The 22,162-nt window shown below is 61.5% G+C and carries 19 protein-coding genes and 1 riboswitch; of the genes, 13 read left to right on the forward strand and 6 right to left on the reverse strand.

Annotated features, from left to right (window positions below):
* Positions 1–69: 69 nt before the first annotated feature.
* Both galE and ACR9Y2_RS06315 read right to left on the reverse strand, forming a co-directional pair.
* The gene (gene galE, locus ACR9Y2_RS06310) at positions 70–1,050 is read right to left on the reverse strand and encodes a UDP-glucose 4-epimerase GalE (protein WP_435040205.1); all 981 of its coding nucleotides are present in this window, start codon (positions 1,048–1,050) and stop codon (positions 70–72) included.
* A 68-nt stretch (positions 1,051–1,118) separates the two neighbouring features.
* Complete coding sequence (locus ACR9Y2_RS06315; RefSeq protein ID WP_435040206.1) at positions 1,119–1,652, reverse strand: glutathione peroxidase; 534 nt, start codon at positions 1,650–1,652, stop codon at positions 1,119–1,121.
* A gap of 43 nt (positions 1,653–1,695) precedes the next feature.
* Here ACR9Y2_RS06315 and ACR9Y2_RS06320 point away from each other — a divergent pair, with 43 nt between their 5' ends.
* Positions 1,696–2,472, forward strand: a complete 777-nt coding sequence (locus tag ACR9Y2_RS06320; RefSeq protein WP_435040207.1) for an enoyl-CoA hydratase — start codon at positions 1,696–1,698, stop codon at positions 2,470–2,472.
* A gap of 58 nt (positions 2,473–2,530) precedes the next feature.
* Here ACR9Y2_RS06320 and rseP read toward each other — a convergent pair whose 3' ends face one another.
* The 3 genes from rseP to ACR9Y2_RS06335 all read right to left on the reverse strand — a co-directional run bounded on the left by rseP (position 2,531) and on the right by ACR9Y2_RS06335 (position 6,726).
* Positions 2,531–3,853: an RIP metalloprotease RseP gene (gene rseP, locus ACR9Y2_RS06325; RefSeq protein ID WP_435040208.1), complete on the reverse strand. Its 1,323-nt coding sequence runs from the start codon at positions 3,851–3,853 to the stop codon at positions 2,531–2,533.
* 14 nt (positions 3,854–3,867) lie between these two features.
* The gene (locus ACR9Y2_RS06330; RefSeq protein WP_435040209.1) at positions 3,868–5,067 is read right to left on the reverse strand and encodes a 1-deoxy-D-xylulose-5-phosphate reductoisomerase; all 1,200 of its coding nucleotides are present in this window, start codon (positions 5,065–5,067) and stop codon (positions 3,868–3,870) included.
* A gap of 756 nt (positions 5,068–5,823) precedes the next feature.
* On the reverse strand, positions 5,824–6,726 hold the full coding sequence (locus ACR9Y2_RS06335) for an NAD(P)-dependent oxidoreductase (protein ID WP_435040210.1): 903 nt from the start codon (positions 6,724–6,726) through the stop codon (positions 5,824–5,826).
* A gap of 105 nt (positions 6,727–6,831) precedes the next feature.
* Here ACR9Y2_RS06335 and ACR9Y2_RS06340 point away from each other — a divergent pair, with 105 nt between their 5' ends.
* The 10 genes from ACR9Y2_RS06340 to ACR9Y2_RS06385 all read left to right on the forward strand — a co-directional run bounded on the left by ACR9Y2_RS06340 (position 6,832) and on the right by ACR9Y2_RS06385 (position 17,730).
* Entirely contained in the window at positions 6,832–7,806 is a 975-nt protein-coding gene (locus tag ACR9Y2_RS06340; RefSeq protein WP_435040211.1) for a 2-hydroxyacid dehydrogenase, read from the forward strand.
* A 54-nt stretch (positions 7,807–7,860) separates the two neighbouring features.
* Positions 7,861–8,769, forward strand: coding sequence for a polysaccharide deacetylase family protein (locus ACR9Y2_RS06345; RefSeq protein WP_435040212.1), 909 nt, complete (start codon positions 7,861–7,863; stop codon positions 8,767–8,769).
* 7 nt (positions 8,770–8,776) lie between these two features.
* Positions 8,777–9,805: a sugar phosphate isomerase/epimerase family protein gene (locus tag ACR9Y2_RS06350; protein WP_435040213.1), complete on the forward strand. Its 1,029-nt coding sequence runs from the start codon at positions 8,777–8,779 to the stop codon at positions 9,803–9,805.
* The gene (locus ACR9Y2_RS06355; protein ID WP_435040214.1) at positions 9,802–10,563 is read left to right on the forward strand and encodes an SDR family NAD(P)-dependent oxidoreductase; all 762 of its coding nucleotides are present in this window, start codon (positions 9,802–9,804) and stop codon (positions 10,561–10,563) included. The genes ACR9Y2_RS06350 and ACR9Y2_RS06355 overlap by 4 nt, the downstream gene beginning before the upstream one ends.
* Positions 10,564–10,570: 7 nt before the next feature.
* On the forward strand, positions 10,571–11,494 hold the full coding sequence (locus ACR9Y2_RS06360) for a TlpA family protein disulfide reductase (protein WP_435040215.1): 924 nt from the start codon (positions 10,571–10,573) through the stop codon (positions 11,492–11,494).
* Positions 11,481–12,248: a hypothetical protein gene (locus ACR9Y2_RS06365; protein ID WP_435040216.1), complete on the forward strand. Its 768-nt coding sequence runs from the start codon at positions 11,481–11,483 to the stop codon at positions 12,246–12,248. The genes ACR9Y2_RS06360 and ACR9Y2_RS06365 overlap by 14 nt, the downstream gene beginning before the upstream one ends.
* On the forward strand, positions 12,226–13,413 hold the full coding sequence (gene fahA, locus ACR9Y2_RS06370; RefSeq protein ID WP_435040217.1) for a fumarylacetoacetase: 1,188 nt from the start codon (positions 12,226–12,228) through the stop codon (positions 13,411–13,413). The genes ACR9Y2_RS06365 and fahA overlap by 23 nt, the downstream gene beginning before the upstream one ends.
* On the forward strand, positions 13,410–15,332 hold the full coding sequence (locus ACR9Y2_RS06375) for an acetoacetate--CoA ligase (protein WP_435040218.1): 1,923 nt from the start codon (positions 13,410–13,412) through the stop codon (positions 15,330–15,332). The genes fahA and ACR9Y2_RS06375 overlap by 4 nt, the downstream gene beginning before the upstream one ends.
* Before the next feature lie 227 nt (positions 15,333–15,559).
* Complete coding sequence (locus ACR9Y2_RS06380) at positions 15,560–16,483, forward strand: hypothetical protein (RefSeq protein ID WP_435040219.1); 924 nt, start codon at positions 15,560–15,562, stop codon at positions 16,481–16,483.
* A 113-nt stretch (positions 16,484–16,596) separates the two neighbouring features.
* Complete coding sequence (locus ACR9Y2_RS06385; protein WP_435040220.1) at positions 16,597–17,730, forward strand: mandelate racemase/muconate lactonizing enzyme family protein; 1,134 nt, start codon at positions 16,597–16,599, stop codon at positions 17,728–17,730.
* A 10-nt stretch (positions 17,731–17,740) separates the two neighbouring features.
* On the opposite strand, the gene ACR9Y2_RS06390 is transcribed toward ACR9Y2_RS06385, so the two are convergent.
* Positions 17,741–20,146 carry a TonB-dependent receptor gene (locus tag ACR9Y2_RS06390; RefSeq protein ID WP_435040221.1) on the reverse strand — a complete coding sequence of 802 codons (2,406 nt, stop codon included), beginning with the start codon at positions 20,144–20,146 and terminating at the stop codon, positions 17,741–17,743.
* 37 nt (positions 20,147–20,183) lie between these two features.
* Positions 20,184–20,403: riboswitch (cobalamin riboswitch) on the reverse strand.
* A gap of 185 nt (positions 20,404–20,588) precedes the next feature.
* Here ACR9Y2_RS06390 and ACR9Y2_RS06395 point away from each other — a divergent pair.
* Positions 20,589–20,891, forward strand: a complete 303-nt coding sequence (locus tag ACR9Y2_RS06395) for a type II toxin-antitoxin system HigB family toxin (RefSeq protein WP_435040222.1) — start codon at positions 20,589–20,591, stop codon at positions 20,889–20,891.
* Positions 20,888–22,129 carry an ImmA/IrrE family metallo-endopeptidase gene (locus ACR9Y2_RS06400; protein WP_435040223.1) on the forward strand — a complete coding sequence of 414 codons (1,242 nt, stop codon included), beginning with the start codon at positions 20,888–20,890 and terminating at the stop codon, positions 22,127–22,129. Before ACR9Y2_RS06395 ends, ACR9Y2_RS06400 begins: the two co-directional genes overlap by 4 nt.
* Positions 22,130–22,162 lie beyond the last annotated feature (33 nt).

The raw sequence follows: 22,162 nt of genomic DNA on the forward strand, positions 1-22,162 counted from the left end.
CATTGGACTCAAGGCGCCAACACACGAAAAGGCGCAATCCCGGACTCCTGAGGTTACAGAGCCAATCTTTCAGACAGCGCCATGTTTATGAGCGTCAAACGCCCAGGCGCTCTCCACAATCGACTCCAGGGTGTTGTACTTCGGCGCCCACCCAAATGTTTTCTGCAGTTTAGACGAATCTGCCACCAATTCGGCCGGGTCGCCTTCGCGGCGTTCCCCAAAGGTGAACGGCGCTGGCTTCCCTGTCACCGCCTCTGCCGCATGGATCACTTCCATCACCGAATAGCCTTGACCCATCCCAGCGTTATACACGCCGCTGGGCCCGCCGGAGAGCAGGCTGTCCAGGGCCAGCCTATGCGCTTCCGCCAAATCAGACACATGGACGTAGTCGCGCACGCAGGTTCCGTCCGGCGTTGGGTAGTCGTTGCCGAACACCGTGATCGGCTTGCCCGTCCGGATCGCGCGGAAGATCAGCGGAATCAGGTGCGTTTCCGGCTCGTGCTCCTCGCCGATGCCATACTTGCTTTCCGCCCCGCAGGCGTTGAAGTAGCGCAGCGCGACGTAGCGCAGCGACGAGCACTCATCCAGCCAGCGCAGCGTCGTTTCAGTCATCAGCTTCGATTCCCCATAGGGATTCACTGGCTTCAGTGGTTGGTCTTCAATGATCGGAACGTGCTCCGGGTTGCCATACACGGCTGCGGTCGAACTGAAAACCAGGCGCCGCACGCCATGCCGCCGCATCGCGTCCAACAGTGATAACGACCCGCCGGTGTTGTTACGGAAGTACTTTTCCGGCTCGCGCACCGACTCGCCCACGGCGATGAACGCCGCAAAATGGATCACCGCATCAAACTGTGTCTTGTTGAAGACCCGGTCCAGCGCCACCGTGTCATGGAGATTTACGACATGCAGCCGCCCTTCGGGCACGTTGTGCGCGTAACCCTTTGACAAATCATCCAACACCTGGACGTCATGGCCCAGGGAAAGCAGGTGGTGCGCGGTGTGCGAACCAATGTAGCCGGCTCCGCCGGTGACGAGAATGCGAGCCATAAGAGAAAAGGGTTGGACCGCCGTACAGGCGATCCAACCCTCTAAGCTATCAGATTCAACAGCCTAACTTATTGCAAAGCCTTTTCCACGGCCGCGGTCAATTCGGGCGACTCCGGAGCCACCTTCGACTCGAAGCGCTCGATCACCTTGCCGTCCTTGCCCACCAGGAACTTGGTGAAGTTCCACTTCACATCGCCGCCCTTGGCGGCCGTGAGGTACTGATACAACGGCGTCATGTCCGCGCCCTTCACGCTGACCTTCGACATGATGGGGAACGTCACATTGTAGTTGCGCGAGCAAAAAGTCTTGATCTCCTCGTCCGTGCCCGGCTCCTGGCCGCCGAAGTTATTGGCCGGGACGCCGACGATCACGAAGCCCTTGCTGTGATACTTCTGGTAAAGATTCTCCAGGCCGGTGTACTGTGGCGTGAACCCGCACTTGCTGGCTACGTTCACAACAAGGACGACCTTGCCTTCATAGCTCTTCAGCGGCGTGGATTTGCCGTCGATGCTGTTCATCGTAAAGTCGTAGATGGAGTTGGCGGCAAAGGCTGTCATGGCGACGAGGAGTATCCCTCCCAGGGCGGTGGCAATGGCTTTCATGCGCCATTAGATGCGACGGGTTCTGATTCGGACCAGAAAATCAATGAACTCTGAAATGATTTACATCCAACAGGTTGGAGCTGTTCTGACCATCACTCTGGCCCGGCCGGAGCGTCGCAACGCACTTTCCCTCCAACTGATGCGCGAGCTTACCGGTTGCCTGGCAGCGGCGGCGGAAGACCGTTCCATCGGAGCCGTCATCCTGGCCGCCGAGGGCAAAGTGTTCTCTTCCGGTCACGACCTCTCCGAGATTCCCGGCCGTTCGGAAGCTGATTATCAGGAGATCTTTGAGACCTGCTCCAACATGATGGAGTTCATCCAGCGTCTACCCCAACCAGTCATCGCCATGGTGCAGGGACTGGCCACCGCTGCCGGATGCCAGCTCGTGGCCGCCTGCGACCTGGCCGTGGCCAGCGACCAGGCCGCCTTCGCTACCCCGGGCGTCAAGATTGGGCTGTTCTGCACCACCCCGATGGTCCCATTGACCCGTGCCATCGGCCGCAAACGCGCCCTGGAAATGTTGCTCACCGGTCGGCTGGTCTCCGCGAATGAAGCCGCGGAATGGGGCCTGGTCAACGATGTCGTCCCGGCGGAGCGACTGAGGGAAGCCACCTGGGAACTCGCGTCCCAGATCGTGGCGGCCAGCAGTTATACCGTCGGCTTGGGCAAACATGCCTTCTATCGCCAAATTGACCTCGACCAGCACCGCGCCTACGAGTACGCCTCCGGTGTCATGACAGAGAATGCCATGGCAGCCGACGCCCAGGAGGGCATATCCGCATTCCTTCAGAAACGCCAGCCCAAATGGAACGGCCGCTAAAAAGCGAAAAGGGCACGCCGAAGCATGCCCTTTGTTTTGATTTGCCTGGGAGCCTGCGTCAGCCGGGCAGCAGCTTCGTGATGTCGTTGTAGAGCACGAAGACCACCACCATCATCAGGAACACAAAGCCCAGCTTGAAGACCGTCTCCTTGAGGGCGAGGCTCAGATCCCGCCGCATCAGCATCTCGATGAGCAGCAACAGGATGACGCCGCCGTCAAGAATCGGGATAGGCAACAGGTTGAAGATCGCCAGGTTCAGGCTGACCGTCGCCATCAGGTTGATGAACGACATCGGGCCCTCGCGGGCCGCTTCGCCGGATAACCGCGCGATGCTGATGGGTCCTTCCAGCGACTTCGCCGAGGAACGGCGCTCCAGGATCGCGTGCAGGAATTGATAGATCAGGGTTGCGCCCTTCAAATTCTGCTTCACCGATTCGTTGATCGCCGCTGCCGGCGACAGTTTGGAGTACACCACTCGGGGAGCCAGTTCCACGCCGATCAGCCAGCGGCCGCCACCGCCCATCTGATCGCTGAAGTGCGGCAGAATGCTCACGGTGCGGGTTTCCTGTCCGCGGCGGTAGGCAATATCCACCGCGCGACCGTCAGATTGTTTCAGGACTTCATGAATCCGGTAGATGGTGCGAATGGGCTGCCCATTAATGCTGACGAGCATGTCGCCCTTCTGCAGGCCCTTCTTCTCGGCATCCATCCCAGCCACAAGGCCGCCAACTTCGATGTCCGTCTGCTCCGCCCAGCCAGCCAAGCCGACGCCCACCTTCGGGTCCATCTCCGGCGTGACCGTTAACGGAAGCCGCTCGCCTTTGCGATCGATCACCAGGGGCAGGGCCTTGCTGGCGCTGACCACTTCCTTCAGCAGCACGTCTTCCCAGGTTGGGTTGGCCTTGCTCTCGATCTGTACAATAACGTCGCCTTCACGAAGCCCGGCTTTCGCAGCCGGTGAATCCGGTTTCACATACCCGATGCTGGCCGGCCCCTGGGCGCTTGCCAATTTCGGATAGCGGATCATGTAGAGACCCGCCAGCAGCGCAACCGCCAGGACGACATTCATAGCCGGACCGGCAAAGACGACAATCAGCCGCTGCCACCGCGGCTTGGCCAGAAAACCACGTGGGTCGATCTCGTCGGAAGGTTGCTCACCGGCCATCCGGACGTACCCGCCAAACGGGATCCACGCCACGCGGAAGTCGGTCTCACCCTTCTGGAAGCCGAACAGCCTCGGGCCAAAACCGATGCTGAACGTGTCCACCCGGATATCAAAGTATCGGGCTGCCCAATAGTGGCCCAGTTCGTGGATGACGATCATCACCCCGATCAGGACCAGCAGCCACCAGACATTCTCGAAGAATTGGTAGAAGACCATTCCCCATTCCTTTTCTAGTACTTAGCGGGGCTAGCCATCACCCGCGCACCCAACCGCTCGCGCGTCACCTGACGCGCCACCGCTCGAGATTCCCGATCCACATCCAGCACCTGCCCAATGGATTGGGACGGCTGGCTGGGTACCCTGTTCAATGTCTCTTCGACCACTTCCGCGATTCCGGGGAATGAGATTTCATTCCGCAGAAAGGCCTCTACTGCTATTTCATCGGCAGCATTCAGCGTACAAGTAGAGGTCCCGCCAGTATTCTGCGCCTGATAGGCCAAACGCAAAAGCGGAAACTTATCCAGATCCGGGGCGTGGAACTCCCAGGTTCTCGCCTGCGCCCAATCCAATCGCGGCACCGGGGCACTCGCCCGTTCCGGATATGTCAGGGCGTATTGGATCGGCATTCTCATGTCGGTCGCGCAAACCTGCGCGATCACGCTGCCATCATTGTATTCCACCATGGCATGGACCGTAGACTGTGGATGTACCACGACTTCCACCTGGCTGGTTGGGAAGTCAAAAAGCCAGCAAGCCTCAATGACTTCGAAGCCCTTGTTCATCAGGGTCGCCGAATCGACAGTGATCCGTGGACCCATCTGCCATGTTGGATGGTTCAAAGCCTGTTCAGGTTTTACCAGAAGCAGATCTTCCTTAGGAGTTTTCCTAAAAGGACCGCCCGAGGCGGTCAGAATCAGCTTCGTCGCGTCTTCCCGGCGCCCGGCCCGCAGGCACTGGTGGGCACCGTTGTGCTCACTATCCACGGGAATCAGCTCAGTTCCAAACTGTTTCACGGCTGCCATCACCAGGCTGCCGCCAGCCACCAGGGTTTCCTTATTTGCTAAACCGATGCGCTTACCCAGGCGAATCGCCTCATAGGTGGCTTCCATGCCCGCCACCCCGACGATCGCCGACATCACGAAATCGGTCTCCGGCGCCGTAGCCACTTCCGTATAGGCAGCCAAGCCGGAGCGCAGGTCTGGCGAAAGCACCCCCGCGTCTTTCAACAGGGCTGCGAGCACAGGCACGTCTTCTGCCCTGGCCACCACCGCGACAGCGGGTTCAAACTCTTGAATCTGTTGGGCCAACCTGGTCAGGTTGCGGCCCGCCACCAGCGCGTGGATCGCAAAGCGCTCGCGGTTCTGGCGAACCACGTCCAAAGTGCTTTGGCCGATGCTTCCGGTGGATCCGAGGAGGGTTACTCGTTGCATGAGCGGACGCCCGTAATTCTATCACTGCGCGCCGCTACTGATTGGATTGCGCACATTTCTTTACGGTGACTTACTGCTTTGGAGGAGGAAATGGAAGACCCAGAGGGCGCCAGGGAGGTGAATGCTTCAGGGGTCTTTTGAGGTTAGTCTCGCTTTGGTGGGAGTTGCCTCCCTGGCTTGATTCCAATCTTAGAATACTGTTTCCCGGATTGCAAGAGTTTTCTACGGTTTTCTGTAGGAAAAAAATGAGCAGGGCTATGGATGGCAGTAAGTCATTGATTCTAAGCACATATGAATTTTGAAAGGAACGGAGCGCCAGCAGCCCTCAGGAGTTGGAACCGGGAAAACTCCTTCATCCTCAGCCCGATGGGTGCTTCAGTTTCTCATAATCGACCCAAATCGGCCGGTCGGCGCCCATGAGCTCAACCATATTTGGAATCCCACCCTGCCAAGCCCACTAATCAGGGAGCCGGGCAGAATCTGATCCGGCCGCTGCGAAGGGTCCTACGGGAAAATGGGAATTGATTCTCAACAGGCGGGCAAGGGAGCGACTCGGGGCGTGAACCAGGACACACAAGTCCAGACCGTGTAAAGTTCGTTTGGTTTTCTTTGGAGGAGGGAAGCAAGACCCAGAGGGCGCCAGGGAGGTTGAATGCTTCAGGGGTCTTTTGAGGTTAGTCTCGCTTTGGTGGGAGTTGCCTCCCTGGCTTGATTCCAATCTTAGAATACTGTTTCCCGGATTGCAAGAACTTTCTACTATTTTTGGGAGGGTTTTTTTACTTCGACCCCGGCGAGGCGCTCTAAAACCTTGATAGTGCTGCAGATATCCTCTTCTCCGGCACCTTCAGCGATGGCCGTGCGGAACAACTGCTGGGTGAGTGCGGTGAGTGGCAGCGGTACATCCATCTCATTGCCCGTGTCCAGCATCAGTCCGATGTCTTTGTGCATCCATCTCACTGAAAAATTGGTACTAAAGTCGCGCCGGAAGACATAAGGAGCCTTGAATGACACCAAGCCGCTCTTGGCCGCCGAGTTGTCGAGGATATCCAACATCAGTTCAGGATCCACGCCGGCCTTCGTAGCCAGTACCATACCCTCGTTGAATGCCTGTAACAGGTTCGAAAGAATAAGGTTCTGGGTCAATTTGGCATGCAGCCCCAGCCCAGTCCCACCGCAATAGTAGAACCGCTTGCCCATCAGTTCCAGGAACGGCTTCACTTTTTCATAGACAGCTTGACTCCCGCCTACCATGAAGGTCAGGGTCGCCCCTTCGGCGCCTGGTTTGCTGCCCGTCACGGGAGCATCCAGGAAATCGGCGCCCTTCTCGGCCAGTGTGGCGGCCGCCCGGCGGGCATAGCTGGGGGCGACGGTGCTGCAGTCGGCGATCACGGCGCCCGGCCGGAGGCCCTCAACGAGCCCGTTCTCCCCCAGCGTCACCTTGGCCGACATGTCTGTATCGCCCACGCACAGGAAGATGATGTCCGCATTCTCGGCCACCTGCCTGGGCGTCTCGCAAACAATCGCCTTGCCCAGACCGGTCAGCGCCGCCGCTTTGGAAGCGGTATGCGACCACAACGCCACCTCGTGCCCGGCTTTCAATAGGTGGCCGGCCATGGGACCGCCCATGATGCCCAGACCGAGGAAGCCCAGTTTCGCCATGTTGATTCTCCTGTCTTTCTTTTCTTTACAGCGCCCAGCAATTCATGGAGGATCCTCAATTGTAAGCCCCTCGCCGCTCGTGCGACAATCGCGGCTGACTCTGCCATGTCGAAGATTCTAGTCACCAAACGCGTCTACCCCGAAGCCGTCGAGTTCCTTCGCAAAGACTTCGAGGTGGACTATGAGGGCACCGATGCCGGTTTGACCACCGAGGCGCTGATCGAACGCGCCAAGGGTTGCGACGCGATTGTCAGCCAGCTCACCGACAAACTGAACGCCGAAATACTGTCTCAGTTTGAGGGGATTAAGGTGATCGCCAACGTGGCCGTCGGCTTCGACAACATCGACGTCCCGGCCGCCACGGAGCGCGGCATCCTGGTCACGAATACCCCCGGCGTTCTCACCGAGACCACAGCCGACTTCGCGTTCACCCTGTTGATGGCCACCGCCCGCCGCATCCCCGAGGGTCACGCCTTCGTCCATTCCGGAGAGTGGAAGACCTGGCTGATCGACCTGTTGGCCGGCCAGGACATCCATGGCGCCACATTGGGTCTGTTCGGCCTAGGCCGGATCGGCGCCGCTGTCGCTCGCCGGGCCAAGGGCTTCGGCATGCGCATCCTATATAACGACGCGATGCCCGCTCCGGCCGCCCTGGAACACGAACTCGATGCGCGCTTCGTCTCGAAGGACGAACTGCTGCGCGATTCCGACTTTGTCAGCCTGCACGTACCGCTGACGCCGGAGACCCGCCACTTCATCGGGGCTGCCGAACTGGCTCGCATGAAGCCGACAGCCATTCTGATCAACACTTCTCGCGGCCCGGTTGTCGACGAAGCCGCTCTCGCCGACGCCCTCGAAAAGCGGCTCATCTGGGCCGCCGGCCTGGACGTCTTTGAGCGCGAGCCGCAGGTGGAAGAAAAACTCCTTTCGCTGCAGAACGTCGTCCTGGCTCCGCATATTGCCAGCGCCAGCGTCGCCACGCGCCGCCGCATGTCGATGATGGCCGCGGAGAATGCCGCCGCCGCTTTGAAAGGCGAGCGTCCCGCGAATCTGCTCAACCCCGACGCCTGGACCGCTTAGCGCGCTTCCGGCGGGCGCCCACATCCAGTTGCGGCTTGCACGATAATCGTGTTGATGCAACGCAGAAGTTTTCTCTCCCTGGCCGCCGCCTCGGCCGCGTCATCCGCCCTGCCTTCGCTCTCCGCACAGACCGGTGAAAAGCGCCTCATTGTGCATGCCGACGATGCGGGCATGTGCCATTCCGTGAACGTGGCCACCATCGAAGCCCTCACCAAGGGCTCGGTCAGTTCGGCCAGTATTATGATGCCCTGCCCCTGGGTGTCCGAATTCGCCGCCTGGGCCAAGGCCAACCCCAAAATGGACCTCGGGCTGCACCTCACGCTCACCAGTGAGTGGAAGTACTATCGCTGGCGGCCGGTGGCTCCCATCGATCAGGTGAAGGGCCTGCTCGATCCGGAAGGCTACATCTGGCGCGATGTCCGCAACGCGGCCACCCACGCCACGCCCGCCGAAGTGGAAACGGAACTCCGCGCCCAGGTCATTCGCGCGAAGGAATACGGCATCCAGTTCACCCACGTCGACACGCATATGGGCACGCTCTTCGCGCGGCCCGACTTCTTCGAGGTTTATACCAAGGTCGCCAAGGAATTTAACGTCCCCTGCATGCTCCCGCGCCCCACGCCCGAGGCCGAGAAGGAGATGAAGGAGTACCCCATCACCGTCGACATGCTGAACAAGAAAGCGGCCGCCGGCTATAAGATGCTCGACCGCCTGGTGACCGGCGTGCCCGGCAAAGGCTGGGATGAGCGCACTGCCAACTATCGCAAGCTGATCGCGGAATTGAAGCCCGGCGTCACCAAGCTCATCATCCACCTGGCTAAGGACGACGCCGAGATCCGCGCCGTCACGGGCGCCTGGGAATACCGATGGGAAGATTTCCGCTTCTGGACCAGCCAGGAAGCGAAGGATCTTCTCGCGAAGAACAACGTTCGCCTCTTCACTTATCGCGAACTTGCCGGATAATAGCCACATGCTGCGCCGCGAATTCCTCGCCACCACCCTGTCCGCGCCGGCCGCTTTGGCCGCCGCACCCGCCGGAGCGAAACTTGGTGTGGACCTGTTCAGCCTGCGCTCGCAGAACTGGACGGCGTTCGAGTACCTGGACTACTGTTCCAAATTCGGGGCGCGCACCGTGCACTTCTCTGAGATCCGTTTTCTCGGCTCCCTGGAAGACGACCACGTCCGCAAAGTAGGCGAACACGCGGCCAAACTCGGCATCGAGGTGGAGATCGGCATGCGCTCCATGTGCCCCACCTCCACTGCTTTTGATCCCAAGCTCGGCACGGCCGAGGAACAGCTCATCCGCCTGATGCGCGCCGCCAAGCTGACCAACTCCAAGCTGGTGCGCGCGTTTCAGGGGACGCTGGCCGACCGCAAGACCCCCGGTGGCATCGAGGCCCGCATCGAAGACAGCGTTAAGGTGCTGCGCAACGTGCGTTCGCAGGCGCAGGACCTCAACATGAAGATCGCCATCGAGAACCATGCCGGCGACATGCAGGCGCGTGAGCTGCGCATGTTGATCGAGGGCGCGGGCAAGGATGTTGTCGGCGCCTGCTTCGACTCCGGCAACCCCTGCTGGGTGCTGGAGGATCCGAACCTCACGCTGGAAACGCTGGCGCCCTACATCCTCACCAGCCACATCCGCGACAGCTATTTGTGGAACGACGAGAACGGCACGCAGGTGAACTGGACGCGTATGGGCGAGGGCAATGTCGGCATCGAGGGCCTGCTCACACGGTTCCTGGAGCTCTGCCCCGGCAAGTCGATGTCGCTGGAGATCATCGTCATGGGCCCGCGTCCCTATACCTGGCGCAAGCCCGAATTCTGGGACGGCTATCGCGGTATTCCCGCGGCCGACTTCGCGCGGTTCCTCAACCTGGCCGGCAAAGGCACTCCGCAAACGCCGCGCCCGGCTCCGGCCAAAGACCAGGTGGCCGCGCGCGAACGCGAGGACTTCGAAGCTTCCATGAAATGGACCCGCGAATTCCTGAAGGTATGAGCGGCCAGCAGGCAGGACTCCTTGCTGGCAAGGTCGCCTTGGTGACGGGAGGCTCCCGGGGCATCGGCGCCGCCATTGCCGCTGCCTTCCATCGCGAAGGCGCAAAGGTCGCCATCTGCGGGCGCAGGCAGGAGACGCTCGACGCCGTGGCTGCATCGCTCGGCGAAGGAGTACTGGCCTGCGCTGCACATGTGGGACGCGCGGACGACCTCAAGGTCCTGGTGGCGAAGGTCGAACAGGAACTCGGCCCCATCGACATCCTGGTGAACAATGCGGCCACCAACGTCGCCCAGGGCCCGTGCCTGAGTCTCGACGAAGGCGCCTTCGACAAGATGGTGGAGGTGAACCTGAAGTCCACCTTCCGCCTCATCCAGGGCATTGCCCCGGGCATGTGCGATCGAGGCCGCGGATCGATTCTGAACATTGCCTCAGTGGCTGGGCTGAAGCCGCAGTTCGAGAGCCTGCTCTATTCCATGACCAAGGCCGCGCTCATCATGATGACCAAGTCCTATGCGCAGGAGCTGGGGCCTAAGGGTGTACGTGTCAATGCGATAGCGCCAGGCCTCATTCAGACAAAACTGAGCGAGTTCTTCTGGAAGGACGAAGAGCGCCGTCGAATCTTTTTCAAAGACCAGCCCATCCAACACGTGGGACAGCCCGAAGAGATAGCGGAATTGGCCGTGCTCCTGGTGAGCGATCGCGCCTCCTATGTGACCGGTGAAGTGGTTGTCGCCGACGGCGGATTCCTGCTGACCTGAGAGCCGAATGCGTCGAACCTTACCCCTCTTTTTCCTCATGATCATCACGAAAGTGGCGCTACCGCCCGTATACGCCCAGAAACCGCCCATTGTCTTGGAAGTGCGCGACGCCCTCGATGCGAAGGACTACGCCGCCGCCGTCAAAGCCCTGGCCGCCGATCGCGCCGCTTCCGGTGTGACCCCCGCCTACATCGAAGCCGTCAGCTGGGTGGGCCGCGGCTACCTGGCCGCCAAGAACTACGACCAGGCGGATCACTATGCCACCGAGGCCCGCAAGCTGATCCTGGAAGCCCTCAAGCGCCGTAAGCTCGATGCCGAACCCTCGCTGCCGCTCGCCCTGGGCGCCTCGATTGAAGTGCAGGCCCAGGTGTTGAACGCGCGCGGCCAAAAGGCTGAGGCCGTGGCGTTTCTCCAGCAGGAAGTGAAGACCTGGCACGCCACCTCCATCCGAACCCGTGTCCAGAAAAGCCTGAACCTGATTTCATTGAAGGGCCGAACGGCGCCACTGCTGGACATTCACGAATACGTGGGCGACAAGCCGCCCGCCGTGGCCGCGTTGAAAGGCCGCAAGGTGCTGGTCTTTTTCTGGGCCCACTGGTGCGCCGATTGCAAAGCCATGGCCGGTGTCGTGGCGCGCCTCGCCCGCGAGTATCCTCAAGTGGCCGTCTTCGGGCCCACTCAGCCCTATGGCTATGCCGCAGGCGGAGTGGAAGTGCCGCGCGCGGAAGAGATCAAGTACATCGACGAAGTGCGTCAGCGCTACTACAAGAACATTCCGGGCCTCGCGGTTCCGGTCAGCGAAGAGAACTTTAAGCTTTGGGGCGCCAGTACCACGCCGACCGTGGCCGTGATCGACGCTCGCGGCATGGTGCGCCTCTATCATCCCGGGAAGATGAGCTATGAGGAACTCCTGCCGTATGTCCGCGATTAACGCTTTTCTCGAAGGAATTGTCGACTACGCGGGCCTGTTCCCGCCTGCGCGGCTCGATCTCCCCACGGCACTCGGCAACTACGACTACTACCAGCGGCATCCGCGCGCTTCCATGCTGGCCCGCTTCGTGCTGCCTCTGGATTTGCTCCTGACTGCTCAGCCCCTGCCAGCGCGGGTCTCCCTGGTCTGCCGCGGCGATGGAGTGCAACTGCCCGAGCTTCCGCCGCAGGTGGAGGCCCTGGAAGTCGCAGGTTCCCTGGCTACGCCCACTGGCCTGCCCGTCTTCCACGAAATTGACTGGCGCGGCTCGCTCACCACCCGGTTCCCCACCGCTGGTGGTGTGAAGCTGCGTACCGGCGGACTGACTCCGGACACCATTCCACCTGCCGATGCAGTGGAAAACTTCCTGCTGGAGGCCGCCCGCCGCGCCCTGCCCATCAAGTTCACGGCCGGTCTCCACGCGCCCGTGCCCAATGACGACCCTCAAGTGGGTGCCCGCCTGCACGGCTTCCTGAACCTCTTCGCCGCCGCCTTTGCGGCTTATTCGGGTGAGACCGACCTGGCAGGCTTCATCGCCGGTGCAGGATGGGCTGATTTCCAATTCACCGCAACCCACTTCCACGCGGGGCCATTCTCGTTTACTCTCGATGAGATCGTCACGCTGCGCCGCAAGTTCGTCATCAGCTTCGGGTCCTGCAGCTTTCTGGAACCAATCGAGCACCTGGAACGCCATGGCTTCTTACAATTCGAATGACCCCACCCTGAAGAGCTGGGTGCCGACGCCGCCGGACCATCCGTTCCCGCTCCAGAACCTGCCGTTCGGGATCTTCGCCTCGAGGCCCGGAGATCCGCGGCCTGGCGTCGCTATCGGTGATCGGGTTCTCGACCTCGCGGAACTCGGCCTGCTCGAAGGCGACTCGCTGAACGCATTCATGGCCCAGGGTCCGGCCGCCTGGCGCGAACTGCGAGCGAAGATCTCCTGGCTCCTCAACGCGGACAATCCGGAGCTGCGTGACCATCCCGGCTCCGCCCTGCACCGCGTCGAGGAAGTGGAGCTTCTCCTGCCTGCCCACATCGGCGACTATGTCGACTTCTACTCCTCGCTGGAGCACGCCACCAACGTCGGCAGCATGTTCCGCGATCCCGCCAACCCGCTGCTGCCCAACTGGCGCTGGCTGCCCATCGGCTACCACGGCAAAAGCGGCACCATCGCCCTCAGCGGGACACCCGTCCGCCGCCCCAAAGGCCAGTTGACCGCCGACAACCAGACCGCCGTCTATGCGCCCTGCCGCCGTCTCGACATCGAACTCGAGACCGGCTTCTTCCTGGCCTCCGAAACGGACGTTTTCGGACTCGTCCTGCTCAACGACTGGTCGGCCCGCGACATCCAGCGCTGGGAGTATCAGCCGCTGGGCCCCTTCCTGGCCAAGAGCTTCCTCACCTCGATCTCGCCCTGGGTTGTGACGCTCGATGCACTCCAGCCCTTCCGCGTCGACGGGCCGGCACAGCAACCAGCGCCTCTCCCCCATCTGCACACGCCGGAGCCCCGCAACTACGACATGCACTTCGAAGTCTGGCTCCAGCCTGCATCGGCAGCCCGCGCTACCCGCATCGCCCGCACCAACTTTCGCCACATGTACTGGTCGATGAGCCAGCAGCTTCAGCACCTCACCTCCAATGGCGCCCCGGTGCGTCCAGGCGATCTCTGCGGCTCCGGCACCATCAGCGGACCCACTCCAGACTCCTACGGCTCCCTGCTGGAACTCGCCTGGAACGGCACCAAGCCCATCACGCTCGATACCGGCGAGACGCGCGCCTTCCTGGAAGACGGCGACACCGTCACCCTCCGCGGCTGGTGCCAGGGTGCCGGCTACCGCATCGGGTTGGGCGACGTCGTCGGTACGGTGGTGCCCGCATGATCTGGCGACCTTCCATGCGCCGCATCGCGCAGACCAATCTCGACCGCTTCATGGCCGGCCACCGCGACTACGACTCGCTGTGGCGCTGGTCCATTGAGAATCGCGAAGAGTTCTGGACTGCCGTCTGGCGTTTCTGCGGCGTCAAGGCGTCGCAGAAGTACACCGCCGTGACCGAGCCTGCCGAAGGCGTCCGCCAGGTCTCCTGGTTCCCCGGCGCGCACCTCAACTTCGCCGAGAACCTGCTGCGCTACAACGACGACTCGCCCGCCATCATCGCCTGCAACGAGGGCGGCCAGCGGCGCATCTTCACCCATCACGAATTGCAGCAACAGGTGTCGCGCATGGCCCAGGCGCTCCATGCCTCCGGAGTCCGCACCGGCGATCGCGTGGCTGCCTGGCTGCCCAACATCCCCGAAACCGTGATCGCCATGCTCGCCACGGCCAGCCTCGGCGCCATCTGGTCCTCCTGTTCCCCTGACTTCGGCGTGCAGGGCGTGCTCGACCGCTTCAGCCAGATCGAACCCAAGGTCCTGATCGCCGCCGACGGCGTCCAGTACAACGGCAAGCAGATCGACACCCTCGGGCGGCTGGCCGAGATCGTCAAGGGCCTGCCTACCCTCAAGCTGACCATCGTCGTCACTCTCGACGATCTCAATCCAAACCTGAAGGCCATCCCCCATGCCATCCGCTGGCAGGACGAAATCGCGTTCTATCCGCCCAAGCCGCTCACCTTCGTCCAACTCCCGTTCGAACACCCGCTCTACATCCTCTTCTCTTCCGGCACCACGGGTCTTCCCAAGTGCATGGTCCACGGCGCCGGCGGCACCCTGCTTCAACATCTCAAGGAGCATGTCCTCCACACCGACGTGAAGCCGAACGACCGCCTTTTCTACCACACCACCTGCGGCTGGATGATGTGGAACTGGCTCGTCAGCGCGCTCGCCACCGGCGCCTGCATCGTGCTTTACGACGGTTCGCCTGTCTACCCCCGCCAGGATGTCCTCTGGGATATGGCCGCCGCCAGCCGCGTCACCATCTTCGGCACCAGCGCCAAGTACCTCATGCTGATGCAGAAGGCCGGCTCGTCGCCGCGCACCACCCACGACCTTCTCGCGCTCCGCACCGTGCTCTCCACCGGCTCGCCGCTGCCCTTCGAGAGTTGGGAGTACATCTACTCCCACATCCACCCCGACATCCAGGTCTCGTCCATCTCCGGCGGCACGGACATCGTCTCCTGCTTCGCACTGGGCAACCCGGTCGGGCCCGTCTATCGCGGCGAGATCCAGGTGCGCGGCCTCGGCATGCACGTCGAGGTCTTCAATCAGCAGGGTCAACCGGTCGTTGGGGAGAAGGGCGAACTCGTTTGCCACCCGCCGTTCCCCTCCATGCCTCTCTACTTCTGGAACGACCCCGGCGAATCCAAATACCGCGCAGCCTACTTTGAACGCTTTCCCGGAGTCTGGTGCCACGGAGACTGGGCGGAAATTACCCCTCGCGGCGGCGTCATCATCTCAGGCCGCTCAGACACTACGCTCAATCCCGGCGGGGTCCGCATTGGGACCGCCGAGATTTACCGCCAGGTCGAACAGGTCGACGAAGTGCTCGAATCTCTCGTCATTGGCTTGAATGTAGACAATGATGTAGAGATTATTCTGTTCGTAAAACTGCGGCCTGGGATCGACCTCTCCCCCGAGCTCAAAGACCGTCTTTGCCGCCAAATCCGCACCGGGGCCAGCCCGCACCACGTACCTCGGCACATCTTTCCTGTCAGTGATTTACCGCGCACTGTCAGCGGGAAGCTCAGTGAAGTCGCAGTCCGCGAGACGCTACTGGGGCATCCGGTTCCCAACACCACCGCCCTAGCTAATCCTGAATCTTTAGTCAATTTTATTTCGCTTCCTTTCGTCAGGAAACCCTAGTGCCACCCACTGCATTTGCGCCGGATAACTACGGCGTTCTTCTGCTAGTCCTTTGGTTCTAGTACGTCTAGAATCAAATCCAGAGTGAGGACCTTAGTGGTCCTTTTTGTGGAGGCATCCGTCGCCGCACGTGGCTCGATTCGCGCGTCAAATACGCGTGCCCCGTCACGCTGCGCCGCCGCATTCCCCTCCTTGCAGGATTTGCTTATTTAGACGGAGGACAAAACATGAAACTCATCAGGACTTTTACGCTCACTGCGGCCTTGATTCTGGCCGGATTGATCATCTTTTCCGCCCCGGTGAAAGCCCAGCCGAAAGCGTCGAGCGGAGCGATCTTCACCACGCTGGGTGACGGCACGGCCGTGAACCACAATCAGTATTCCTCCACTTGTGCCGTGTTCCTGGACGGCGGCCCGGGCCCGAATGCTCCGGCCCACGCGGCTGGTTTGGATGATGGTGAGTACTACTTCCAGGTCACCGATCCCAGCGGCAAGACCCTGCTCAGCACCGACGTGGTCGCCAACCGGAGATTCCGGGTGCAGAACGGTGTCATCGTGGCCTATACCGGCGTCGGCGGCCCCGTCCATCCCATCGGCCTCGACCAGGATCATCCCGAGCTCGGCGCTATCACCATCCGCCTCGCCAACGCCACCTGCCCCACTGACTTTGCCCCGACGCCCAACAACGGCGGCGCCTACAAAGTCTGGGCCACTCCGGTCATCAGCTTCGTCGGCGATCCGAACCTCGTCGACAACTCCTGCGGCAACGGCTGCTTCCACGGCTTCATGCCCTCGGCCTCAAAATCGGACAACTTCAAGGCCAAGAACGATGCCGCCACCTTCTGCCTGAGCGTCGAGAAGCAACTGCAGTTCATGGATGGCCACACTGGCATCGGTGCCGGCTGGTTGTTCAATGTCACCGATCCCCTGGGTGTCGTGAACGCCTATTTCACCGATGACAACGGCATCCTCAACATCTGCGGCCTGGCCGCTGGCGCCTATACCGTGGCGGAGGATGCCAACTCCCAAATCCGGGGGCTCGTTGTCAATGGAGTGGAACAGCCTCTCAGTACGACCCTCTCGTTCACTTGGACCACCGGACAGCCGGCACCTGTCATCCTCTTCCAGAACCTCTACGGCAACCCGTTTTAGGCTTGGTGTGATTCCGTTACCATCCACTCCTTCGGAATCTCCCCACCCGACGGCCCGGGGCATCCTTCACCGGGTGCCCCTGGCCACTTCCACCTGTGACATCATGTTCACGCATGAAACGTCGAGCCTTCCTTGGCGCCCTCGGCCTGTCGCCTCTCCTCAAAGGCCTGCCGCCTCTCCTCAAAGGCCTGCCGCCCCTCAAAATCACTGACCTCAAAGCAGTCAACGCCGACGGCTATATCTTCTACCGCCTTTACACCAATGGTGGAGTCACCGGTGTGGGCGAACCCAGCCCCTCCAACGGCCCGCTGAACGTCACCTTCGCCGAGATGCTCAAACCGCTCATCCTCGGCATGGATGCGTTTCGCATCGAGGAGATCTGGCAGAAGCTCTACATCGGCCTCTACAAGACCCGCGGCCAGTCAGCGTCCATGGCCATCTCCGGTGTCGACATCGCGCTCCACGACGTAGTGGGCAAAGCCCTCGGGGTGCCTGTCTCCACGCTGTTAGGCGGAGCAGTGCGCGACCGCATCCGCATGTACGCCAGCTATACCAGCCGCGACCGCGCTCCCGTCGAACAGGCCAAACTCTGCGCCGCCGACATCCAAAATGGCTTCACCGCCGCCAAGATCAAAATCGCCGCCCGTCACGGCTTCGACGCCGATCCCAAATACCCAGATCACGACATGGTGCGCGAAGTGCGCTCCGCTATTGGACCCAAACCCGAGTTCATGGTCGATGCCAACTCCGGCTACAGCGTGCCGCACGCCATCCAGATCGGGCGCATGCTCGAAAAGTACGACGTGTTCTGGTTTGAAGAGCCCGTGCCGTTCACTGACTATGCCGCCACAGCCCGTGTCAACGCGGCGCTCGATCTGTTCATCGCCGGCGGAGAACAGGACCATACCCGCTACGACTTCCAGAAGATGATCGAGGCTGGAGCAGTCGACATGGTCCAGGCCGACGTCACCAAGGCCGGCGGCGTCAGCGAGTGCAAAAAAATCGCCGCCATGGCCGATGCGGCGGGTCTCGGCTATACGCCGCACGACACCTCGCACAACATCGGCCTGGCGGCCTGCTTACACATGGTGGCGTCCACACCCGTCTGCCGCTACTCGCAGGAGTTCATCAGGGAACCCGGCGGCAAACGCATTCTCAAGACGCCCCTCGTGCCCGAAAAGGGCTTCATCACGCTGCCCACCGGCCCCGGACTCGGCATCGAGATCGATCCCAGGTTCGGAGAGTAGTGGACCTCGCTTAGAACGACAGCTTCAACCCGCCCGTCGCCCAGATGCCCGGCGTCCGGAACCCATCTTCGAAGTAGCGCTGGTTCGTCAGATTCTCCGCTCGCGTGAAGAACCGCAGCGCCGTCCGCTCGCCCAGCGGCAGCGTGTAGCTCACCGCCAGGTCCAGCTTCCGCGGCCCGTCGAACTGGTAAGGCCGGTTGCCGCTGCCCACGAAGAACGAGCCCGAGATGTAGTCGCTGGCGCCCAGGAAGCTCAGCGTCACCTGCGTGCGCTTCGACACCTGCTGCGTCGCCACTGCCGTGAACATCTGCGGGAATACACGGATCGACCGCAGCGAACCCCCGATCAGCCCGCTCGTCCTCTCGTCCGCATTCGTGTAGGTATAGGACGACGACAGCGTCAGGCTGCGATAGGGCCGGGCCTCACCCGACACTTCCACGCCGCGCGCTAACCCGCCGCCCATATTCACATAGCCGCCATAGCGCCCGTACGGATCGTTCACCAGCCCGGCATAGCCGATTACTTCCTGCAGGCGCGTGTAGAAGTACGACGCGCTCACGCGATACCGTGAATTGGCGAAATACTGATCCACACCGAAGTCGGTCGATACCGTCCGCTCCGGCCGCAGCCGCGGGTCGCCCAGCGGGCTGAACGCGCCGAAATAGAACGACGAGCCCAGCCGCTCATACAAAGTGGGCGACCGGAACCCGTTGCCCGCATGCGCGCGCAGCTTCGTCGAGCTGGCCGGCACGAAGTAGCTCACCGTCACGTCACCCGTGTACGCGTTCGGCGGCGCTGAAAACGTTGCTCCCTGGTATAGCGGAGTGCCGCCCGTGAACAGCGGCTGCGAGAGCTGGAAATCCTGCAAACGCCCGCTCAGGTTCACCTGCAGCCGCTCGCCCAGCATCCTGATCTGGTCGGTGAAGAACACGGAATGGCTGCGCTGCGTGGCCGAGGCCTTCGCATCCACGCGCTGCGTTGGATCCGGATTCTGGTCCGTTGAGGGATTCTCATAGAACTCGCGCTCCCACTCATACCCGGCGCTCAACACGTTCCACTTGGCCAGCACCCAGTCGGCCCGCGCCTGGATCGTATCCAGCCGTCCGCCAAAGATGCTCGACGAATTGTACGGCGACTGGTAGCCCGATCCCGCCGGACCATTCCTGTTGTCGCGATCCGAGTTCACCGCCTGGTAGTTCACCCGGTAGTTGAACCGCGGCGACACCTGCTGGTTCCAGCTCAATAGCGAGGAGACCACCAGCCCCACCCTCCGGCTGTCGGGATCATAAAGGTTCGGGGCAAACGTGGCGTTGCCCCACGAGAACGGCTTGCCCTGGTCCGCCAACCGGGCCTGGTCGGCCGCCAGTGGAATCCCGGGAATCACCGTCGACGACGGCAGGTTTGCAGCCGGCGCGGCCTGCGGACCCGAGTTGATCCCCACATTCGCTGAGGTGCCCCACACGCGGCCTGAAAGAGAAGTGCTGGCCGAAGGGCGCCACAACGCATAGCCCATCCCGCTGGTGTTGCGGACATTCTCGATACCGTCCACGCCGCCGTTGACGTTCAACTCGGCCACCCCGGCACTGTATTGGAACTTGTCGTTCTTCAGTCCGCCGGCCACCCGAGCCATACCCCGGAACAGGCCCAGGCCGCCGCCTTCGCCTGTCACCTCACCGCGTAGCGTGCCGCCGCCCTGGTCCGTCACCAGGTTAATCACGCCGGCCGTGGCATTCGTCCCATACAGCGACGAGCCCAGCCCGCGCAGGACTTCAATCCGGTCGGTCCCGATCAGTTGCAGATCGCCCAGAAACGCTGTAGCGTCGCCCTGCACGCTGGCCGCGTCACGCAGCCGCATGCCGTCGATCAGGACACCCGTATCCGCCGCGCGCAAACCCCTGGTGAGGATCCGCGTAAACGAACCCGGCCCACCCAGTTGCTGAACCCGCAACCCGGCCGTCAGCTTGATGGCTTCAGTGAAAGTGATCACCTGCCGCCGTGCCATCTCGCCGGAATCCACTACATCCATCGCCTTGCCGGACTCTGAGGTCGACACCGGATTCGCAGTGGCCGTCACCAGCACGCGCGACGCCAGCCCGCGGATTTCCAGCTTCAAATCAACCGTCAGATCCTTGCCGTGTTCCACCGTGACACTCACGGCGTTTGCCTGGTCCAGCCCGCCGGTCCGGCCTTCCAGCAGGAATTCGCCGGCCGGGACATCCTCCATGCGGAAGGAGCCTTGCCCATCGGCGACGGCCGTCCGCAGGAACGAACTATCGCGGTTGTAGAGACGCACGGTGGCGCCGGGCACAGCCGCGGCGGATGGATCGAGCACTCGGCCCGATAGAGATTGGGTACGAGGCGACTGTGCGAAGACACACAACGCCGTCAGAAAGGAAAATGTAAGAACGCGAAACATGCGCCCCTCCCTCGAGAGCTACTTGGAGATGCCGGAAACGTTTCCGGCCCGACGGCAGGTCTTCGGACTTGTGAGCATGTCCCGGATGACTCCGGGCTTTCCTACGATCCGCGGCTTCCCAAGTGCCCTGGGGCGCTCAGTGCCAAACTGCGGAGCTCGTTCTCACTTACCGCTGCGGGGCAGTCCCGGATTCTCACCGGGTTCCCTCTTACGCGGCTGGTTGTTGATGCCAGCCGGCCAGTCGTATTCAGATTATCCCGTCCGTTTTGCCTTCCAGTCAAACTGAAAGTAACCGGGTCCGTGTGAAAGCCCACTAAAGCCGACCAGCCCCGAAGGTTCCGCGGGGCTGCCACACGGTTCCGATTGAGCTCAGTTTGGTATATGCTACCAGTGTGGGAGCATAGTACTGGAATAGATTTATGGGATCAGGACTCCGTCTCCCATGAGAGTGATCGCGTTGCGGACTCTTCGCCAGTTCTGGGAGAGCGATTCGAAGCATGCGGATTCGAAAGCCCCGTTGCAGGCTTGGTACCACGAAGCGAAATGCGCAACCTGGTCCAATCCCGCCGCCGTCAAGGCTCAGTACCGCAACGCAAGCATCCTGAAGGAGAGTAGAGTCGTTTTCAACATTGGCGGAAACAAATACCGCCTGGTCGTCAGGATCAACTACGCCGTCGAGATTGTATTCGTGCGGTTCATAGGGACTCACGAACAATATGACGAGATCGATGCGGAGACCATATGACTGAGACAATTCGCCCAATCCGATCAGAGCAGGACTACGAAGAAGCCCTCGCCCGAATCGACAGTCTCATGGATGCCCGGCCGGGCACGCCCGAAGCGGACGAACTGGATCTCCTCGCGACTCTCGTGGAGTGGTATGAGAAGCAGCACTTTCCCATCGAGAAGCCGGATCCCGTCGCCGCCATCCGATTCCGCCTGGAACAGGCCAATCAGACGAGCCGCGATCTAGTGCCGCTCCTCGGTAGCCGCGCCAAAGTGTCCGAAGTGATGTCCGGCAAACGTGGGCTCACGCTCCAGATGATCCGCGCTCTGCACCGTCACCTCGGCATCCCCGCGGAGGTTCTGTTGCAGGAAACTGCCGCCGCTTCGCCCAGCACCGGCACGGCCGCCGACTGGACACGCTTCCCCATCGCCGCGATGGTGAAAGCCGGTTGGTTCGACGCAAGCCGTCGGACAGGTCCAGGCTGGAAAGCGCAAGCCGAAGTTCTGATGCGGGACCTCATTGAAAGGGCGGGTGGCCTGGATGCCGTTCCGGAGGCCCTATATCGTAAGGGCGTTACCAGCCGGCAGAACGCAAAGACCGACCGCTTTGCACTCAAAGCCTGGTGTTACCAGGTAATCGCTACCGCTCAAGCCAAGCCGCTTTCTGCGAAGTACCGGCCCGGCGTTGTCACTGAGCCATGGGCGCGGAAACTGGCGAAGCTGAGCGCCTCTTCCGCGGGCCCTCAACTGGCAAAGGAATACCTTGAGCGCCACGGAATTCACTTGATCCACGCTGGCCATTTGCCCCGGACGTATCTGGATGGGGCGGCGATGCTCCTGCCCAATGGGACGCCGGTCATTGCTGTCACCCTGAGGTTCGATCGGCTCGACAACTTCTGGTTTTGTCTGTTCCACGAACTCGCCCATATCGCCCTGCACCTGCGCGACAAAAATGATCTTTTCATCGATGACCTCAGTCTGGACGGCTCTTCGGATGGTTCTACCAATCGTGCAGAGGCTGAAGCCGATCGATGGGCCGCGGATATGTTGATTCCCCCAGACCTCTGGCAATGCAGCGCTGCGGCCGAGCGGCCGACTCTCATGAATGTTGTGAGTCTCGCGCAGGAACTCGGAATCCATCCCGCCATCGTTGCGGGGCGGGTGCGCAAAGAACGGCGCAACTTCCACCTCCTTTCCCAAATGGTCGGCAATAGGCAGGTAAGGCAGCACCTGGCTTCCGGTTCCTCTCGGAATTGAAGTCCGCCAGATAAATTTAAGCAGATTTATTTC

This window comes from Paludibaculum fermentans, from assembly GCF_051172195.1.
In the GTDB taxonomy this organism is placed as follows: Bacteria; Acidobacteriota; Terriglobia; order Bryobacterales; family Bryobacteraceae; genus Paludibaculum; species Paludibaculum fermentans_A.

Excerpts from the sequence above, each read along its gene's own strand:
- galE (WP_435040205.1), bottom strand. The coding sequence starts at position 1,050 with ATGGCTCGCATTCTCGTCACCGGCGGAGCCGGCTACATTGGTTCGCAC.
- ACR9Y2_RS06315 (WP_435040206.1), bottom strand. The coding sequence starts at position 1,652 with ATGAAAGCCATTGCCACCGCCCTGGGAGGGATACTCCTCGTCGCCATG.
- ACR9Y2_RS06320 (WP_435040207.1), top strand. The coding sequence starts at position 1,696 with ATGAACTCTGAAATGATTTACATCCAACAGGTTGGAGCTGTTCTGACC.
- rseP (WP_435040208.1), bottom strand. The coding sequence starts at position 3,853 with ATGGTCTTCTACCAATTCTTCGAGAATGTCTGGTGGCTGCTGGTCCTG.
- ACR9Y2_RS06330 (WP_435040209.1), bottom strand. The coding sequence starts at position 5,067 with ATGCAACGAGTAACCCTCCTCGGATCCACCGGAAGCATCGGCCAAAGC.
- ACR9Y2_RS06335 (WP_435040210.1), bottom strand. The coding sequence starts at position 6,726 with ATGGCGAAACTGGGCTTCCTCGGTCTGGGCATCATGGGCGGTCCCATG.
- ACR9Y2_RS06340 (WP_435040211.1), top strand. The coding sequence starts at position 6,832 with ATGTCGAAGATTCTAGTCACCAAACGCGTCTACCCCGAAGCCGTCGAG.
- ACR9Y2_RS06345 (WP_435040212.1), top strand. The coding sequence starts at position 7,861 with ATGCAACGCAGAAGTTTTCTCTCCCTGGCCGCCGCCTCGGCCGCGTCA.
- ACR9Y2_RS06350 (WP_435040213.1), top strand. The coding sequence starts at position 8,777 with ATGCTGCGCCGCGAATTCCTCGCCACCACCCTGTCCGCGCCGGCCGCT.
- ACR9Y2_RS06355 (WP_435040214.1), top strand. The coding sequence starts at position 9,802 with ATGAGCGGCCAGCAGGCAGGACTCCTTGCTGGCAAGGTCGCCTTGGTG.
- ACR9Y2_RS06360 (WP_435040215.1), top strand. The coding sequence starts at position 10,571 with ATGCGTCGAACCTTACCCCTCTTTTTCCTCATGATCATCACGAAAGTG.
- ACR9Y2_RS06365 (WP_435040216.1), top strand. The coding sequence starts at position 11,481 with ATGTCCGCGATTAACGCTTTTCTCGAAGGAATTGTCGACTACGCGGGC.
- fahA (WP_435040217.1), top strand. The coding sequence starts at position 12,226 with ATGGCTTCTTACAATTCGAATGACCCCACCCTGAAGAGCTGGGTGCCG.
- ACR9Y2_RS06375 (WP_435040218.1), top strand. The coding sequence starts at position 13,410 with ATGATCTGGCGACCTTCCATGCGCCGCATCGCGCAGACCAATCTCGAC.
- ACR9Y2_RS06380 (WP_435040219.1), top strand. The coding sequence starts at position 15,560 with ATGAAACTCATCAGGACTTTTACGCTCACTGCGGCCTTGATTCTGGCC.
- ACR9Y2_RS06385 (WP_435040220.1), top strand. The coding sequence starts at position 16,597 with ATGAAACGTCGAGCCTTCCTTGGCGCCCTCGGCCTGTCGCCTCTCCTC.
- ACR9Y2_RS06390 (WP_435040221.1), bottom strand. The coding sequence starts at position 20,146 with ATGTTTCGCGTTCTTACATTTTCCTTTCTGACGGCGTTGTGTGTCTTC.
- ACR9Y2_RS06395 (WP_435040222.1), top strand. The coding sequence starts at position 20,589 with ATGAGAGTGATCGCGTTGCGGACTCTTCGCCAGTTCTGGGAGAGCGAT.
- ACR9Y2_RS06400 (WP_435040223.1), top strand. The coding sequence starts at position 20,888 with ATGACTGAGACAATTCGCCCAATCCGATCAGAGCAGGACTACGAAGAA.